Source organism: Streptomyces fildesensis (genome assembly GCF_016107395.1).
GTDB lineage: Bacteria > Actinomycetota > Actinomycetes > Streptomycetales > Streptomycetaceae > Actinacidiphila > Actinacidiphila fildesensis.
The window spans coordinates 44176-60847 of sequence record NZ_JAAIKO010000016.1; the positions used below are offsets into that span (position 1 = coordinate 44176).

General features: G+C 69.2%; 15 protein-coding genes and 1 pseudogene. 13 read left to right on the plus strand and 3 right to left on the minus strand.

Going from position 1 to position 16672, the window contains the following annotated elements:
- Nucleotides 1–42: 42 nt before the first annotated feature.
- Both C6N31_RS21740 and C6N31_RS21745 read left to right on the plus strand, forming a co-directional pair.
- Nucleotides 43–1995, plus strand: coding sequence for an SMI1/KNR4 family protein (locus C6N31_RS21740; RefSeq protein ID WP_138351739.1), 1953 nt, complete (start codon nt 43–45; stop codon nt 1993–1995).
- Between the two features lie 194 nt (nt 1996–2189).
- Nucleotides 2190–3584 carry a pyridoxal phosphate-dependent decarboxylase family protein gene (locus C6N31_RS21745; protein WP_198358003.1) on the plus strand — a complete coding sequence of 465 codons (1395 nt, stop codon included), beginning with the start codon at nt 2190–2192 and terminating at the stop codon, nt 3582–3584.
- A gap of 215 nt (nt 3585–3799) precedes the next feature.
- Here the strand turns inward: C6N31_RS21745 and C6N31_RS21750 are convergent, their stop codons facing one another.
- Nucleotides 3800–4312 (minus strand): nuclear transport factor 2 family protein, encoded by a 513-nt coding sequence (locus C6N31_RS21750; RefSeq protein ID WP_138351738.1) that lies wholly within the window; start codon nt 4310–4312, stop codon nt 3800–3802.
- Between the two features lie 432 nt (nt 4313–4744).
- On the opposite strand from C6N31_RS21750, the gene C6N31_RS21755 reads away from it, so the two are divergent.
- The 7 genes from C6N31_RS21755 to C6N31_RS21785 all read left to right on the plus strand — a co-directional run bounded on the left by C6N31_RS21755 (nt 4745) and on the right by C6N31_RS21785 (nt 9544).
- Complete coding sequence (locus C6N31_RS21755) at nt 4745–5266, plus strand: hypothetical protein (protein ID WP_138351737.1); 522 nt, start codon at nt 4745–4747, stop codon at nt 5264–5266.
- A gap of 106 nt (nt 5267–5372) precedes the next feature.
- Nucleotides 5373–5942, plus strand: coding sequence for a hypothetical protein (locus tag C6N31_RS21760; protein ID WP_244808938.1), 570 nt, complete (start codon nt 5373–5375; stop codon nt 5940–5942).
- A gap of 276 nt (nt 5943–6218) precedes the next feature.
- Complete coding sequence (locus tag C6N31_RS21765; RefSeq protein ID WP_232485483.1) at nt 6219–6947, plus strand: hypothetical protein; 729 nt, start codon at nt 6219–6221, stop codon at nt 6945–6947.
- Nucleotides 6948–7330: 383 nt separating this feature from the next.
- Nucleotides 7331–7843, plus strand: a complete 513-nt coding sequence (locus C6N31_RS21770; protein ID WP_138351735.1) for a methylated-DNA--[protein]-cysteine S-methyltransferase — start codon at nt 7331–7333, stop codon at nt 7841–7843.
- Nucleotides 7844–7966: 123 nt separating this feature from the next.
- Nucleotides 7967–8695, plus strand: a complete 729-nt coding sequence (locus C6N31_RS21775) for a 2OG-Fe(II) oxygenase (protein WP_138351734.1) — start codon at nt 7967–7969, stop codon at nt 8693–8695.
- Between the two features lies 1 nt (nt 8696).
- Complete coding sequence (locus C6N31_RS21780; protein ID WP_138351733.1) at nt 8697–9056, plus strand: Ada metal-binding domain-containing protein; 360 nt, start codon at nt 8697–8699, stop codon at nt 9054–9056.
- Nucleotides 9053–9544: a hypothetical protein gene (locus C6N31_RS21785; protein ID WP_187144688.1), complete on the plus strand. Its 492-nt coding sequence runs from the start codon at nt 9053–9055 to the stop codon at nt 9542–9544. The genes C6N31_RS21780 and C6N31_RS21785 overlap by 4 nt, the downstream gene beginning before the upstream one ends.
- A 34-nt stretch (nt 9545–9578) precedes the next feature.
- On the opposite strand, the pseudogene C6N31_RS21790 reads toward C6N31_RS21785, so the two are convergent.
- Nucleotides 9579–9863 (minus strand): annotated as a pseudogene (locus C6N31_RS21790) (DUF2000 domain-containing protein); the annotation flags it as partial.
- A 339-nt stretch (nt 9864–10202) separates the two neighbouring features.
- On the opposite strand from C6N31_RS21790, the gene C6N31_RS21795 reads away from it, so the two are divergent.
- The 3 genes from C6N31_RS21795 (at nt 10203) to C6N31_RS21805 (ending at nt 12482) form a co-directional block, all read left to right on the plus strand.
- Nucleotides 10203–11393: an enoyl-[acyl-carrier-protein] reductase FabV gene (locus C6N31_RS21795; protein ID WP_138351731.1), complete on the plus strand. Its 1191-nt coding sequence runs from the start codon at nt 10203–10205 to the stop codon at nt 11391–11393.
- 226 nt (nt 11394–11619) lie between these two features.
- Nucleotides 11620–12093, plus strand: a complete 474-nt coding sequence (locus C6N31_RS21800) for a VOC family protein (protein ID WP_138351730.1) — start codon at nt 11620–11622, stop codon at nt 12091–12093.
- 35 nt (nt 12094–12128) lie between these two features.
- Nucleotides 12129–12482 carry a UBP-type zinc finger domain-containing protein gene (locus tag C6N31_RS21805; RefSeq protein WP_138351729.1) on the plus strand — a complete coding sequence of 118 codons (354 nt, stop codon included), beginning with the start codon at nt 12129–12131 and terminating at the stop codon, nt 12480–12482.
- 55 nt (nt 12483–12537) lie between these two features.
- Here the strand turns inward: C6N31_RS21805 and C6N31_RS21810 are convergent, their stop codons facing one another.
- Entirely contained in the window at nt 12538–13503 is a 966-nt protein-coding gene (locus tag C6N31_RS21810; protein WP_138351728.1) for a GNAT family N-acetyltransferase, read from the minus strand.
- Nucleotides 13504–13903: 400 nt separating this feature from the next.
- Here C6N31_RS21810 and C6N31_RS21815 point away from each other — a divergent pair, with 400 nt between their 5' ends.
- A complete protein-coding gene (locus C6N31_RS21815) occupies nt 13904–16573 on the plus strand; it encodes an NACHT domain-containing protein (protein WP_138351727.1) in 2670 nt (889 codons plus the stop codon).
- Nucleotides 16574–16672: the final 99 nt, after the last annotated feature.

Sequence of the window (16672 nt, forward strand, 5' to 3'; positions counted from 1 at the left end):
AGCAGCGGAGCACTGTCAGTGGCGGGTGGCAGCATCGGGCGCATGACGGACACCACGGCATTCGACTGGCGGGCCTTCCTGCTCAGGTGGAGCGGGGAGTGGGCGGATTCCCTGCCCGACGGCGAGACGCAGGACGAAGGCGACGAAAGCGCGCGGCAAGCGCGCTGGCTGGGGTTCCCGGCCGCGTCCGAGGAGCGGATCGCAGCCATGGAGGAGTGCCTTGGCCGGCGGATGCCCCCGTCGTACCGGGAGTTCCTCAAGGTCAGCGACGGGTTGCGGCATGCGGGCGGGTCCGTGTCGTTGCTGGCGGGCACCGAGGCCGCGCGCTGGCACAACGATGAGTCGGGACTCGCGGTCCTGTTCGAGGAGTATCTGGACGAGGACGCCGGCCCCGAGGAACGGCAGGAGGCGGACATCTGGCGGCGCGGACTGCAGCTCGATGTCGAGTCCGACATCGCCTACGTCCTCATGGATCCCGAGGACGTGGACGAGAACGGTGAGTGGGCCGTGTACACGTGGGCGAGCTGGCGGGCCGAGCCGCCCGCGCGGCACGCGAACTTCCTCGAGTTCCTGCGGGACATGTACCGGGAGTTCCACAGCCTGCTGGTGCACCGCCGGGACGGGGAGCCGCTGTTCGCCAGCGACACGACGCGCACGTTGGACGCCTTGGTGGAGGAGGCCCGGCTGGAGGCGCTGCGCGGTGGCTGGGAAGCGGCCGTGAAGATGCTGGACGAGGCCAAGGCGTACAGCAGACCGCGGGCCGCCGGGCTCGGCGACCAGATACGCCGCCTGCTCGGAGAGAGGTACATGGTGGACTACGACGGCCTGGTGACGGACCCGCAGTACGCTCCCGAGCTGCTGCCCCCGCTGGTCGCCGAGCACGCGGCGCACTCGTACCGGGCCGACTCGACACTGACGTTCCCTCTGCGGGGCGCCGACGACGACCTGGTGTCCTCGGCCTACGCGACGCTGAACCAGGTGAGGAACCACACCTACCGGTACACGGCGGCCGGACCGTTCGGGGAAGCGGTCGAGCGGGCGTGGGAGCTGGCACGGTGGGGAGACACCGACGAGGCTTGGCGGACACTGATGAACGCTCTGCCCCTGTGGGAACCGCTGGGACCGTATCATCTGGCGCCGCTGGGGTGGGTGGCCGACCCCGTGCTCGGGCCGCTACTGACTCCGGAGCGGGGCCGGGAGCTGCTGTCCACGCCTCGGGGCGGGCAGGCGGGCCAGGCACCGACGCCGACGGCCGCACTCGACCCCACCGACCTGGCGTGGCTCGCGGAACCGGACCCGGGCAACAACCGTACGTCCTACCGGTTCGTCCTGGTGGAGGGCGTGGAGCCGGAGGAGTTGCCCGGATGCCTCACGGACGGGGACGGCATGGAGCTGAACGAACCCATGACCCTCGGGGAGGCGCGCCAAAGGTCATTGCACGGCCGGACTGAGTTCTCGTCCTACGACGACAGGGCTCTGATGGCGGTCGGTCGGGCCGGCACCGATTGGAGCTTCGCCTTCGACGGCGATCCTGCCCCGTTCGACCAGCGACGGTTCGTCTCCCCGGCCGCGGCCGCCGGCGCGGGCACCCGTGCGGTGGTGGTGTGGAGCGGCCTGAGGCCCTGGCATGGTGACCCGTTCTTCCACCTTTCGGTGGCGCGAGACGGTGCGGAGGAGTACGCATTCACGTACGCGGACGGAGAGATCCAACAGAGCGGGGAAATACCGAGGGCACTGGATCCGAGCCGGTTCTTCGGCACCCTGGAGGACGGGGCCGAGGTGGAACGGTCGCTACTGGAAGCGGTGGCCGGTGAGTTCCGTGCGTCTCTGCCACGTCATGCCATCGTGAATGGACGGCTGCACACCTTGACCACCCGTTCATGGACGCGGCCGCCGGGGGAGGGCGAGCGGTACGCGGTGATCCGCATAGGCCGCGCAGCCGAGGGCCTGGCGGACGGTCGGCGGGCGGGAGAGGACGCGCCGGGGAGCAGGTAGAGAACCCGCTGATTCCGATCCCAGCGAAGTGCCGGCCTGGTTCCACAGACCGGTCTGGGCGTGGACCGGTGCTGGCCCCGGACGTGCCGCTCCACTGCCTGACTCTGCTGGGGGATGCCCGTGGAGCGGATGGGCAGGGTAGAGCCACGCGGTACCGTGCGGGTGCCCCGTCGCCCGGCTGCCCGGAGGTTCGCGTGGAGAAGGATCATGGATCGGGCCCGCGTCGGCCGGCCGACGCGCTGGGGATGACGCCGAAGGAGATGCGACGGCTCGGTCATCTCGTCGTGGACCTGGTCGTCGACCACTGCGAGTCCCGGGCGGACGGGCCGGCGATCCAGCAGGGCACGCCGGAGGAACTGCGGGCGGTGTTGGGCGGTCCGGTGCCTGAGGTGCCGGGCGACGCCGACCGGGCGATCAGGACCCTCGTGGACACGGCGCTCGCCAACATGCAGCACGGTGACCATCCGCGGTACTTCGCCCGGGTGCCCGGGCCCTCGTCCTTCGCGGCCGTGCTCGGGGAGTGGCTGGGCACCGGCCACAACGCGATCGCGACGTCCTGGGGCGGCGGGTCGGGCCCCACGACCGTGGAACTGGTCGTCGTCGACTGGCTCCGGGAGCTGCTGGGCATGCCCGAGGGTACCGACGGCATCCTCGTCAGCGGCGGATCGCTCGCCAACCTCACCGCCTTCGCGACGGCCCGGGCGGAACTCGGCGACGGAGTCGCCTATCTCACCGACCAGACCCACTCCTCCATCGCGCGGGACCTGCGGGCCCTCGGGTTCCCGCCCGACCACGTACGGGTTCTGCGCAGCGACGAGCAGCTGCGGATGCCGGTCGGGGAACTGGCGGCGGCGGTGGCCGCCGACCGTGCCGCCGGCCGCCGGCCCCTGATGGTGGTCGCGACCGCCGGCACGACCAACACCGGGACCGTCGACCCGCTGCCGGAGATCGCCGACCTCTGCCGGGCCGAGGGCCTGTGGTTCCACATCGACGGCGCCTACGGTGCTCCCGCCGCCCTGAGTGCCACCGGCGCAGCCGCCCTGGCGGGCATGGAACGCGCCGACTCCCTCGTCATCGACCCCCACAAGTGGCTGTTCCAGCCGTACGACGTGGGCTGCGTTCTCGTCAGGCGCCCGGGGGCGCTGGAGCGAGCGTTCACCATCAACGCCGAATACCTCAACACCTCCGCGGCCGGCGGCGAGGTCAACCTCCGTGACCGGTCGCTGGAACTCAGCCGCCGCTCCCGTGCCCTCAAGCTGTGGCTGACCTTCAGGGTGTACGGCGCGGCGGGCATCAGGGCAGCGATCTCGCAGGGCATCGCGCTCGCCGAGTTCACCGAGAGCCGGCTGCGCGCCGACCCGCGGTGGGAGGTCGTCACCCCGGCCCAGCTGGGAGTGGTCACCTTCGCACTCACCCACGGCGGGGACGGCGCGCACGCCACGCGCGCGGCCTCCCTCGCCGCGAGCGGCTACGCGGCCGTCACCTCCACCACGGTGCACGGCCGCAGCGTCCTGCGCCTGTGCACCATCAACCCGACCACGACCGAGGACGACATCATCCAAACCCTCGACCGCCTGGCCACCCCCTGAAATCCGCCTTGCGGGCCGCATCCACTTCCCGGTGCGTGCCGCGCAGGATGTGTTGCCTCATGGCGGGCGGGCCAGGCCGGCATGCTCGTCAGCCCCCGGCAGTCCTTGTGTTCGACGTCGGACAGCATCCGGAGCTCCAGCCGGCGCGCGGGCGGTTGCCCGGGGCTCGACGCACCGATACGGGCCTGTGATCCGGGCCGTGGTCTGGTCGAACGTCAATTGGTGGGCGGGGTCCAGTCGGTGGGAAGGCCGGACTGGGCCAGGACCGTGGTGAGGCTGTAGTGGTCCTCATCGGAGGTGATCCGGCAGTGGTTCCGGTCGAGGTCGAGGAGCGTGGTCATCGGCACGGCGAAAGGCTTGGGCGCGCCCTTGAGGTGGCCGGAGTAGACGGCCTTGACGGTGATGCGGTTGCCGTCGCGGTGGGCCGTGCGCACGGTGACGTGGACGTTGTCGATGAGACTGTCGGCGCGGGCCTTCCACCCGGCGATCTCCTGGGGGCCGTGGAAAGTGATGCCCACGCCCAGGTCGGCGTAGGTGCCGCCGGTGGTGAACAGGGCGCCGAGCGCCTGCGGGTCGGTGCCGTTCCATGCGCGGGCCCAGTCCGCGACGATCCTCGGCTGCCGGTGTTCGGAGTTTGCGGCGTGGGCGGTGGTGGCGGTGGTTGCGCACAGGGCCGCGGCGGCGATCAGCACGGTGATGGCACGGGACGGGCGGGAGGTCGAGATCATGGTGATGCTCCTTGGGGTGTGGGTACGGGCGCGACCGGTGGTGGCCCGCGGTGGGCCGCCGACGGTCGGCATCCCGGGGGAGGGGTGTGTCTGGGAGGTGGGAGGGTGCTGGCGGTGATGGGCGCAGAGCTACGGCGGCCGGGACGAGCGGTGGAGCCGCTCCCTGCCGAGTGGATCGGTGGGCTGCTCCCTGTTCGTCTGCGCGCTTGCAACGCTCATGCACACAGACTCGTGTCAGGCGGTGTCCACTTTCCAGGCCCGACCGGAGCGAGGAGTGTCCATCGCTGTCCGCACTCGTCCACCCGGTAGCCGCCACTACAGGAACATCACCGACCGGGCCTCGCCGCGCGTCGAAGGCGTTTATCCCTTACCGAGTGGCATCGCCGGGATGACAGGATATGCCTTTTCCCGCAGTCGGCAGAAGAGGCGAACATGACCAGGACCGAGGCGATCCGAAGGCTGCGGATGCTCGCCAAGGAGCGCGCGTTCGGCTGCCAGATGGGACGTCAGGTGGGATCCGACCGGCTCATCCAGACCGGGCTCGATGCTCTCCTTGCCAACGTCGACTCTCCCTCGATTCCACTCCTCGCCGGCCTGGGAAAGAAAGAGGAGCCCGAAGCACCCGAGCTGTTCGACCGCGTGGTGGATGAACTCGGACTCACTTACCGGCTGCCTGTCGATCTGGACGACGCCCGGTGGGCACTCGCCCGCTGGTGGGCCCTGCTCATCGCCGACGGGGATGTCGATCCGGCCACCGGTGCCGACATGATTTGGGTCGAAGCAGCGATGGAACTCGGTTACCCCGAAGTGCTGCAGCCCATCGTCGAATGGGCCATCATCTTGGGCGACTGGAACGAGGAATGGGACATCACCATCGACGAGATCAGGAGCAACATTCTCACAGCCGCACACGATCTCCTGACGCGCCTTCCGCAGTCACCGCCCGAGCCCTGATCGCGGTTCAGCACGTCATGGGCCGGGCTCGGGGCTGATCGACTCCCAGTCCGCCCGCACCGCCGACACCGTCCCCGCCGCCGATACGCTCGGCCCGCTGCTCGCCGTGCACGCGGTCGCCGCGAACGTTCAGGACCGCGACGGTGACGTCACCCCCCTGTTCTGCTTGGATGCCGCTATGAGCACAGGGACACACGCGGAGTCGGGTCTGACGAAGAGCATCTGGAGCGACGCTGACTTCGATGAGATGGGATGGCACGATGTCACCATCCACGCCCTGTGCGTGCAGCCAGGACCTTCCGAGAACTCGCTGCCACGTCTGCTGCTCGACATCGATTACATCGTCCGGTGGGTGCATCCGGTCCCGCCGGAGACACACTTCAGCTTCTGGATCGCACCCTCCACGCTCGTGTTCGAGGACATCTGGGATATGGAAGGTGATCTCGATTTCAAGGGGATGGGCATGAGTCTGGACATTGACCACCTCCGCAGATCGGTCTCGGACGGCAGCCTTGCCCACCCGCATTGGCATATCGAAGGTGACGGCTTCGACCTCAAGTTCCATGCCACCGGATACCACCAGTACCTTCGTCAGGCGCCGCGGCATTCGCCCCGGCTGGTGCTCTCGCACGAGGCCCGCGAGGGGCTCTCCTTGGCGGAGACGGCATTCTCCTGAGGAGACCTGCAACCCTGTTCAGCCACCCGGGCAGATCTCGAACGCGGACTCAGAGACACTGAACGTCACATGCTCGACGTCCTTGAGGTCGGAGGACAGGCCAGGGGCGACAGGCGGTAAGGGGTCGTCGCCGACCGCCTCGAGCAAATCCGGTGGCTCCGGTGGCTCCCGGACGACAAGACTGCGCGGGTGAGTACCCTGCCGCCGTTGCCTGGCCCACTCCCCGTACCAGTACCGGACCCGCGCGCCCGCGACGTCGTTCTCGACTATGCGGACATGCACGCCCTGGTCGCCGATCTGGTCCTGCCCGGCGATGCGTCGATGTACGTCATGAGCGTGATGGAAACCTCCCGGGAGCTCATCCGGCACTCCTACTACCGGTATGAGTTCGCCACCGTCGCCGTCACGCATTCCCTGTTCGCTCTGGAGCATGTCCTTGCCGAGCGGCTGGCCGTCAATCGCCCGCTTCAGGATCTGATCGAGCGGGCCACCGACGCAGGGCTCAACCCGGCCGAACTCGCCGCGGAACTCGACCGCAGCCGGCTTCTGCGCGACAAGCTCACGCAGGGTGCCGCGACAAGTGCCGCCCTCGGTCCAGCCGGCGCCATGGACATGGTGCGTGCCGTCTTCGACGCTGTTTCCCTGCTCCTTCGCCCACCATCTGCGGCAGAGGCGAAAGCCGCTGACCTGAACGGAACGCAGCCTGAAGACCGTCTTGCCCGGCTGTGGGAGGAACACCGGCACGCAGTGTTCCCCGCCGGCTTCCGGGGCGCGGACATTGGGGGAGTGGAGCTGATCCTCCTGGATGCCGACGTCGCCGGCCTCGTCCAGGGAGAGCTGAACGGAGGACTCGACGACAATGGCGTTGCCGACCTTTGGAGGTGCATGGACGACCTCGTCAAGATCGTGCCCGTGATCAACGAGAAGTACTGCGCCTCCTACTTCGGGCGGCTTCGAACACTGGCCAACCTCGCGGCAACGCGACACATCCTCGCCGCAACCTAACCGCCGGGGTTGAAGCACGGCTCTCCGCGGCCCGGGTCCGCCACCTCCTCCAGCCCTCGGTTGAGTAGGAAACCAAGTGGGGAGCGCGAGCGCCTCTGGGGAGGTTCGTCCTTACCCGGCCGTGATGGTGATGGTGATGTCGACGGCATGTGCGCGCCTCCGAGGTTCGTCGACAGCTACACGGGTCGCTCTGACGCCAGGATCTCCGATCAGGGATGTCATGAACCGGCTCTGGTCATGACGTCCTCCGCTGGCCTCCAGCGCCTGCATTAGATCCACGACCTCGGCAGCGGGCGATGAACGCCGTGTCCGATTTCCGCCAGCTCCGGCGTTCCGTCCCACGGATAGTAGGAGGTGAGAACAGCTACGAAGGGACCACGATCATGACGCTCTACAGCATTGCCGGAAGTCCGCTCGGTGACCTTCTCCTGGTGGGCGAGGCGTCCGCCACGGCAAGGAGCGGCGTTGCGCTCGCGTCGCTGTCGATGCCGGGGCAGAAGGGGGCGGGGGTGGTTCAGGAGGACTGGCGGCGCGACGACGAGGTTTTCGCCGACGTGGCACGTCAGCTCCGCGCCTACTTCGACGGGAGCGCGAGGACCTTCGCTTTGAAGTTCGCGCCCACGGGCACGGAGTTCCAGCAGCGTGTCTGGCGGGCTTTGGACGACATCCCGTACGGCACGACGACCACCTACGGGCACCTTGCGGATCAACTCGGTGTCGAGCGCGCGGAGGTCCGCGCCGTGGGTGCGGCGATCGGGGCCAACCCACTGCTCCTGGTGCGCCCCTGCCACCGGGTCATCGGGGCGGACGGCTCGCTGCGCGGTTACGCGGGCGGTGTCGAGCGCAAGCAGGACCTCCTGATCCACGAAGGGGCCCTGCAGCCCGTTCTCATCTGACGCGCGTCCAGCCGACCGCGCCGCCACCGCCGTAGGACCCCGAGCCGCGCAGACCGCGGTCCAGTCGGCCGGCCGCCGGCCGGATCGCGGATCGATCCGGCCTCACCCACTCCGGAGAACCGTATGCCTACCGCTTTCACCGTCACCGAGGCTCGCCGCAGGGTGGCCGCCGCCGACTGGACCGCCGTGGCCGCCGAGCTCGACGCCCAGGGTTGTGCCGTGACCCCGCCGCTGCTCACCCCTGACGAGTGCCGTGCCCTGACCGCGCTGTACGACGACGCCGACCGCTTCCGTTCCACCGTCGACATGGCCCGTCACCGCTTCGGCTCGGGTCAGTACCGCTACTTCACCCATGATCTTCCGGAGCCGGTACGGCAGTTGCGGCGAGCGCTGTACCCGCGGCTGCTCACCGTCGCCCGTGACTGGGCGCAGCGGCTGGGGCGGCCGGCTCCGTGGCCCGACGACCTGGAGGAGTGGATCGAGATGTGTCACGCGGCCGGCCAGGACAGGTCCGCGCAGATCCTGCTCCGTTACGGGCCGGACGACTGGAACGCCCTGCACCGCGATGTCTTCGGCGACATGCTCTTCCCGCTCCAGGTGGTCGTCGGTCTCGACGCCTACGGGACGGATTACACCGGTGGGGAGTTCCTGTTGGTCGAACAGCGGCCCCGGGCGCAGTCGCGCGGCATCACCACCGTCCTGCCGCAGGGGCACGGCCTGATCTTCACCACCCGGGACCGGCCCATCCGTTCCACCCGGGGGTGGTCGGCCGGCGGTATGCGGCACGGCGTCAGCACCGTACGGTCCGGCCGCCGCCACGCCCTGGGCCTGGTCTTCCACGATGCCGCCTGACATGCACCAGCCCGCCTCGGAGTTGCCTGACCCGGACCCGGAACCGGCGGTGGGCGCCGGTGTCGCCCGCTACACCCTCGTCGGCCCGTGCGGACGGACGTTCCGCGATACGGTGCCGGGCACCCTCGGCGGACACCGGCGCGGCCGGTTGTACGGGCGGCTCGACTGCCGGTCGGCTCTGCGGGTCATTGCCCAGGGCGGTTACGTACGTGACCGGGTCTTCTTCCGCGACGAGGCTACGGCGGTGGCCGCGGGCTACCGTCCGTGCGCCGTCTGCCTGCCGAGGGAGTACCGGCGCTGGAAATCCCAGCAGGAGAGCCCAGCGTGCCGAGCACGATGGGATAAGGAGGGCACGACATGACCGGACGGCAGTCGCGGGATCTCTCCCGCTCCCCGCTGATGCCGGCGGCGCAGGCCGCCCAGTACGCCGGGATGCCACCGCCCGCTCCGCACGCCGAGGCTGAACTCCGTTCGCTGCTGGCTCTGCTGACGGCGCCTGCCGTCGGCGCCTCGACCGTCGCGGTCGGGCACAGCCGCGACGCGGCTTCACGGGCGGCGGCCGAAGCCTTCACCGCCGCGTGGCAGGCCGGCGGGGGAACGGTCGTCGCGGTCGTGGACTGGCCGGAGCAGGCGGCCTCCTGGTTGCGGTCGGCCGTACGGCTGACGGCGCCGAGTCCGGACGCGTGGGTCATCGCCGCCGCCCCGCTCGGCTGGGCCCAACTGAGGAGCAGGCTCAGGCTCGGCACGGACTGGGATCCGCACCGCACCTTCCTCTTCGCCTCCCTGGAGCCGGACGTGGAACCGGACGTGGACCTGGACCTGCACCCGGAAGTGCGTCGAACCCGCTGATCTTCGACGTCCGGCCCGCCGCGCGCGGTGTCGGTCAGGGGAGCAGACGAAGCTTCCGGACCAGTCCGTCGATCTTGTTGCGAGGGCCGACGAGGCTGATGGCGCAGTAGGTCAGGTCCTCGGTCTTGATGCCGGTGAGCTGGTCGAGGTATTCGTTGTAGACGCGTGAGGTCTGCGCGAGTTCCGGCATGTCGATGATCAGCAACTCGTCTCCCTTGGCGACGGCTTCGGCCCGCAAGGCGTGGAGGGTGTCGGCGTCGGTGGCCAGGACGGTGCAGCCTGCCCAGGGCAGACCCGGCTGTGGGAGGCCGGAGGCGTCTTCGCCGTCGCGCCAGGCGCGGGGCGCGAGTTGGAAGCCCGCCTGCCGTTCCCCGCCGTGGTCGCACGGGACGTCTGCCGGGGATGCGGCAGGGAGACGGCGGCCTTACGGCTGCCGAACGAGGAGCGCCGTCAAGGCCGGAATCGACAACCCGCGAGCGGATTCTCCGTACCGCGCTCGCAGGGATCACCACGCAGGACGCCGATACCCTGCCCGAAGACGGACATTTGGAGCGGAATCCTGGAATCGACAGCCCAGATCAGCTCAGCCCAGCCCTGGCTGAGCTGATCGTCCACTTCCATGATCGCCTCACCCGACCAGCGGAACGGATACCCACCCTTGAGCCTCCGGCACATCGACCTGAAGCAGCGCGGCTTTCTGATCGTCAATTCCCACCCGGCCGGCTCCGCCGAGACGGTCACCCGAATGTGGGAGCAGATCCCGGCGCGCGGCAACACCGGCAGCCCGGTGGTGCTGCTCCTGGGCCACAGCGCGGGCTACGGTCTGGCCACCTTGCTCACCGGGCTGCGGCAGCACGGCATCCGGGGCGTTGGAGTCGCCTACGAAGGAGCCGAGACGGAGCGGCGTACCGCCACCGCGGGCTGGTACCGCACCGCGGCCGCGGCCCGCCTCGCCGACGAGGCGGGCAGCGACTTCGTCTTCGTCAACGCGGACGCTTTCTCCCAGGAGGGCAAGGATCAGGTACTGGACCTGGTGGCGAAGCGGTTCGGGAAGGTCGACTACCTGATCTACAGCCTCGCCGCGCCCCGCCGCACCGACCCGGTCACGGGCACCGTCCACCACTCGGTCATCAAACCGCTCGGAGAGCCCTACCAGGCCCCCGCGTTGGACTTCTCCGAGCACACCCCCCAGGTCACCAGCATCCGTCTGGAGCCCGCCACTGACGACGAGAAGCAGGCCACCGAGCAGGTCATGGGCGGGGCCGACTGGCAGCTGTGGGTGGAAGCCCTCGCCGACCGCTCCCTGCTCGCCGACGACTTCACCACTGCCGCGCTCACCTACATCGGCTCCGAACTGACCGCCCCGATCTACCGTCAGGGCACCATCGGCGCCGCGAAGGAGCACCTGGAGCGCACCGCCGGGCAACTGAACGACACCGTCCTTGCGGGCACGCAGCACGCGGTCACCGTCGTTGCGGGCGCCGCCGTCACCCAGGCCTCCAGCGCCATCCCCTCCATCGCCCTGTACACCTCCTTCCTCCGCGCCGTTCTCGGCGACGGCTTCCGTACCACCGCCCAGCAGGCAGAAGACCTCTGGGACCAGCTCACCGGCACCACCCCACTGACCGCGGACTACCAGGGCCGCATCCGCCTCGACGGCTGGGAGCTCGATCCGCAGGTGCAGGACCGTATCCGGGAACTGTGGGCCGACCCGCAAGCCGGGATCCACCGCTCAACGGCCGGCGCCGACTGGTTCATGAGCCAACTGCGCGAGCTGTACGGATGGGGTCTCGAAGGCATCGACTACGACCAGCCCGTCGAGACCGCCGTCGCTTGGCCGGCGCCGTAGAGCCGGCAGAGTGATCACGAGATACCGCCTGCCGTGCAGCCACCCGTGTGCTTACCGTGGTCCACGGGCGGCACGCGCGAGGTGAAGGAACGGCCATGTGGGGGACACCGTCGCGGAACGCCGCCCAGTGCACGGCGGCGGCAAGGGCCTGGCCGCGGGCCGCGACGGTTGACCGGTTCTGCCGGGTGGGAATGCCGGGCGGCCGCCCGCGCCATACGCTCGGCACATGTCCGATTTCAGCTCCGAAGGCGCACCGGCCGAGGACCTTCCCGCACCGGCCGAGGGCCTGCTGCTCACGCACTTCCTCACGGTCGGCGACGTCCCTCGCTCGCGGGCGTTCTACGCCGGCGTACTGGGGGGAAGGGTGGTGCTGGATGAGAACCCCTGCATCATCAAGGTCGCCAACAGCTGGATCATCATGAACCCCGGCGGCGGACCCACCGAGGACAAACCCGACGTAGTCCTGCGTACACCGCAGGACCCCCACACGGTCTCCAGCTTCCTGAACGTACGAGTGGCGGACATCCACGGGTTCTACGCGACGGCTCGCGCCAAGGGAGCCGAGTTCCTCACCCCGCCCATCGACCGGCGCGCCGAGCTGCGCTGCTACATGCGCGACCCGGACGGCTACCTCATCGAGGTCGGGCAGGCAACGGGTCTGCTGAAGGGCATCCTGGCACGCATCGACACCGGCGCCTGACCCCTGCACGGCGCCTCACGAGAGAGGTACCCCTCATGGCAGACCAGCAGATCCCAGGCCTCGATCCGACCGCAATGCCCAGCGGAACCGGGTGCGTGGAGTGCTTGGCGGTGGACGGGTGGTGGTTCCACCTGCGGCGCTGCGCCGCCTGCGGGCACATCGGATGCTGCGACTCCTCGCCCGGGCAGCACGGCACGAAACACGCGCGTGAGGCCGGACACCCTCTGCTGACCAGCTTCGAACCGGGGGAGGACTGGTTCTGGAACATCGAGACCGATCAGTACTACGAAGGGCCGGAGCTGGCCCCGCCCACCGCGCACCCGGCTTCGCAGTCCACTCCGGGCCCCCAGGACAAGGTCCCGGCGGACTGGGAGCAGCATCTCCACTGATCACGTAGACGGCGAGTGCGCCGGCTGGACCCGCGACTGCCCGAACGGCCGGTCCTCAGCCCGCGGTCGTGGTCTTGGTCTTGGTCTTGATGAGCGGCGCGTCCCGCGAGAGCTCCCGGAACCCGAGGCCGTAGTACAGCCCGCGCGCCCGGGGATGTCCCGGCGCCCCCAGGCAGACGACCGTCGCATGAGTGGCCCCGGCCGCCCGCGCCAGATGCATCCCGTGCAGCATCATCGCCCTTGCCAGCCCGAGCCGCCGGTAGTCCGGATGTGTTCCGACCGGCTCGAACTCGACGGTCTTGTTCGCCGTGTCGAGCCACATGATCGTCGAAGACACCATGGTTCCGTCCGGCGCCTCCACCAGAACGTGAAGGTCACCGCGATAGGCCGCCGTCTGCCGGACATCCTCGTAGCTTCTGGCCGAGTACGCCGAGGGAGCCCAGGCGTCCACATGGGCCCGGACCGCGGCCTCCGGTCCCGCCTCGTCGGCGGTGCGGAACCGGAATCCGGCCGGGAGCACCGGCCGCTCCACACCGGTGAGGTCCCGCTCATTGAGCTGGGTCCAGTCGCCGGTGTCACCGAGCGCCTCCACGTCGGTCTCATAGCCGTGCGCCGCCCATCGCTTCAGGGCGAACTCCTCGGCGGCCGTCGGCAACACCGTACGTTCGAGGCCGGCCGCCACACCGTCGTACCACTCGATCACTTCGTCGACCAGTTCGATGTGGTCAGGATGGACCTGATAACTCAGAAAGGCGCCGGTGACATCCGTGACCGACCCGTCATTGCGCCTCACCTGGTGCGGAAGGAAGGCCCAGCCCCACGCCACCAGTTCGGTACCGGAGAACCACAGCCGACGCGGCCAGTTCGCCCCGTAGGGGGCGCACCCCTTGCCCCAGACCCAGGCCAGCTCCCCGTACGAAGCGTCGGCACTGATCAGGTCCGGGCGGATGGCGGTGACGCGCTGTGCCAGACCCTGCATGAGTGGAATGTCCGCGGCGGTCAAGAGCTCGACGTCCGTCATGGTGCGCCACTGTGCCAGGACTCCGCGAAACCGTCGAACCGTTTTCCGGGGCTGTGATCTGCGTACACGTGCTCGACCGATGCTTATGTCAGTCCGCCGATCAGTGGACCGAGGGTCAGAAGCATGGGATGCGTTGACGAAGCGGCCATGGGTTCTTCTCTTCCGAGGTGGCGGGTGACGGAAGGAAATTGGCTGAAGCGCTGAACGGCGATGTTCGGCTCAACCAAGATGAACGCATCTGAACCAACGGGACGACGCCGTCCTGGAGGGGGACCGCGACGTGGGAGAGCAGGAAGGCCCGGCAGATGCCCTGGCCGAGTTGAAGGAACAGCTGCGGAACTTGCGACGGGCAAAGCGACCTCCGTTGTCGAAGAGCACCGGGTTACCGCGCGCAGCGGAGTTGTCGCGCACCACCGTCTACGAGGCGCTGAACGGGCCGAAGTTGCCCACGGAGGACACTGTGGCGGCGCTCGCGGTAGCGCTCGGGACCGCTGTGGAGCCGTTGTTGAAGCTACGGAAGCAGGCCGAGACAGCGCAGAGTTCTTCGCCGGCCGTGGAGGCAGACGCCCCAGGTGGCAGGCTGAGAACGGACGCGCAGGTCGAGGGCCCGGACCCCCAGAGTGGGGAACGGCGTCGCGGGCAACTGGACGCGTATCTCAGGTCGGTTGAGCCGACCCTCGACGCCCAGCCCTATGCCGGCGTCATCGATGACGGCTTACCGGCCCTCAGTGCGGTGTATCTGCGCCAGCAGATCCGCTGCCTGGACGAGGAATCGGACGGGAACAACGCTGACCGCCCGCCACTGGTGTCCAGTGCTGCGGCCGTGCCGGCGGACGAGATCCTCGCCGGCGCACGGACCTGTGTCGTCATGGCAGGACCCGGCGCGGGCAAGTCCAGCCTGCTGCGGACCTGGCTTGCCGAGGGCGTCGAACGCTGTCTGCGGGGGGAGGGTCCTGCTGGATCTGTGCCGGTGCTCGTACCGGCACAGGCGCTGATCACCAGGGAGAAAGCCCTGCGCGGCGGCAGTCTGCCGGACGCCCTGACCTGGGCGGTGTCCTGCGAGTACGGGCGGGAGCTTCGCGGACTCTTCGCCTCGCCGCCCGAGGACGGTGTTCCCTGGCTGGTGCTGGTCGACGGCCTCGACGAGATCCCCCGTGCCGAAACCCGCCAAAAGCTGCTGCGCCACCTCGCCGTTCACGCCCAGGGGCCCGACGCGGATGTCTACCGGTTCATCGTGGCCACACGTCCGCTGCCACCGGGTGAACTGGAGCGGCTCGGGCCCCAGGCCTTGCGGTACGACCTGCTGCCGTTCCGCCGCGAGGAGCTGCCGCAGGTGGCCCACCGCTGGTTCACGGCCCTGCCCGAGCGAGTTGCCGATCCCGCCGAGCTCGCACAGCGCTTCATCACCGAACTCTCCGCCAGGGAGCAGTTGACCGAGCTGGCCCGTACCCCGCTCATCGCCGGACTGCTGTGCCAGCTCTACGCCCACAACCGCATCATGCCCGACACCCGGGGCCGGATCTACGACGAGTACGCACGCCTTCTTGTCCTGCAGCAGGAGCGACGAGCGCAGGACGCCTCCGGCTCCCCGGACGTTGGAAAACTCGCCCTCGACATCGCAGGACACATCGCGGCCCGTCGTCTGGCCCCCAAGGACGATCAGGACGTGGACGAAGAGGGCACGAACGAAGAGGACACGAACGAAGAGGACACAGACGCATCCCTGATCGAATTGCTGTCCTCCTGGCCCGGTCCATGGCCGGAAGGAATGACGCGCAAGGAGACGGTGCTCCGCAGCGGCATGCTCACCCAGCGCGCCGGAGAGCTCGAGTTCCTCCAGCAGACCTTCCTCGAATATTGCGCTGCCCGCCACGCCACCCGGACGCCGGAGGCGTGTGCGGTGACGACCGCCCGCCTCTTGGACGACCGGTGGGCTCGGCACTGGCCCTGGAAGCCGGTGCCGGACGTCACCTTCTTCGGCTACGGGCAACGCTTTTGGACTCCTCCGCGCAAGCAAGAGGCGTCGTACACCGGCTTCCTGCTGGACAGGCTCTTGGACGAGGCGAGAGGCCCGGCCCTGACCTCCCAGGTGGAGCAGAAGCTGATGCGGCTCTCCGGTAAGCGCAACCTGGACGGCTGCCGCTTCCTGGCCGAACTGAAACATCTGGGAACAGGCCTGCCCAAGGCCGTCACCCGGGCCACGATGACGTCACTCACCTTCCTCGCCCGCATCACGGACGACGACAGACGCTGTGCGGATCTCAGGGCGAATCCTGACCGCATGCACCCGGAAACGGACCCTGGTTTGGCGGAGGCCTATCTCTCCAAGGCCCAGAGGAATCACCGGGTTATCGCCGCCGAGGCACTTGCATGGCTCGGTGCCGAGCACGCGGCGGACATCCTGGCCGAGCTGGCCGAGGTTCCCTACCTGGCCACCGGCACCTGGAGAGTGCAGGCCGCGGTGAGGCTGGCGGGCGCCGGAGACCGACGCGGTCTGCTCCTGCTGCACCGCCTGGCCACCGACGCCCGGGTCCGTGACGACGCGCGAGTGGAGGCCGCCGGCTTCCTGGTCGAGCACGGAGACGAGCAAGGCGTGGAGTTGCTCCACAACCTCGCCTGCGACAAAAAGCTCCTGGCGCCGGATCGTGCCCTGGCGGTCTCCGTGCTGGCCGGGATCGGCCACGAACGGAGTGCGGACATGCTCGGCAGTCTGGCCGAAAGCGCGAGCACGTCGCCCAGCGTCCGGGTGCGCTCGGCCATGATGCTCGCCATGGTCGACGACGAACGCGGCCCCGACCTGCTCGCGTGCCTGGCCAGGGACATCGACCTGCCCAGCAGGACACGCCTGTGGTCGGCCCTGTGCCTGGCACGCCACGAACCATCACGCGCCGTGGAAACGCTGGCTTTTCTCGCTCACGACAGAACTCTCAAGAGCGCCTGGCGCCTGGCGGCGGTCCGGGAACTGGCCGGCCACGACGCCGAACGTGCCGCCGCTGTCGTCGCCGACCTGGCCGATGACCCCACGGTCAGACGCCGCCACCGCCGAAAGAGCGCCCGGCTGTTGCGCTGAGCCAGCCGCGCCGAGTCACCACGGGTCCAGCGCATGACGGCGCCTGCCGACGGGGGATGCGACCGAGGAGCCGCGTGGAATGCGGGGAGCCATCCCGGA

Excerpts from the sequence above, each read along its gene's own strand:
- C6N31_RS21740 (WP_138351739.1), top strand. The coding sequence starts at position 43 with ATGACGGACACCACGGCATTCGACTGGCGGGCCTTCCTGCTCAGGTGG.
- C6N31_RS21750 (WP_138351738.1), bottom strand. The coding sequence starts at position 4,312 with ATGATCTCGACCTCCCGCCCGTCCCGTGCCATCACCGTGCTGATCGCC.
- C6N31_RS21755 (WP_138351737.1), top strand. The coding sequence starts at position 4,745 with ATGACCAGGACCGAGGCGATCCGAAGGCTGCGGATGCTCGCCAAGGAG.
- C6N31_RS21765 (WP_232485483.1), top strand. The coding sequence starts at position 6,219 with ATGCACGCCCTGGTCGCCGATCTGGTCCTGCCCGGCGATGCGTCGATG.
- C6N31_RS21770 (WP_138351735.1), top strand. The coding sequence starts at position 7,331 with ATGACGCTCTACAGCATTGCCGGAAGTCCGCTCGGTGACCTTCTCCTG.
- C6N31_RS21775 (WP_138351734.1), top strand. The coding sequence starts at position 7,967 with ATGCCTACCGCTTTCACCGTCACCGAGGCTCGCCGCAGGGTGGCCGCC.
- C6N31_RS21780 (WP_138351733.1), top strand. The coding sequence starts at position 8,697 with ATGCACCAGCCCGCCTCGGAGTTGCCTGACCCGGACCCGGAACCGGCG.
- C6N31_RS21785 (WP_187144688.1), top strand. The coding sequence starts at position 9,053 with ATGACCGGACGGCAGTCGCGGGATCTCTCCCGCTCCCCGCTGATGCCG.
- C6N31_RS21800 (WP_138351730.1), top strand. The coding sequence starts at position 11,620 with ATGTCCGATTTCAGCTCCGAAGGCGCACCGGCCGAGGACCTTCCCGCA.
- C6N31_RS21805 (WP_138351729.1), top strand. The coding sequence starts at position 12,129 with ATGGCAGACCAGCAGATCCCAGGCCTCGATCCGACCGCAATGCCCAGC.
- C6N31_RS21810 (WP_138351728.1), bottom strand. The coding sequence starts at position 13,503 with ATGACGGACGTCGAGCTCTTGACCGCCGCGGACATTCCACTCATGCAG.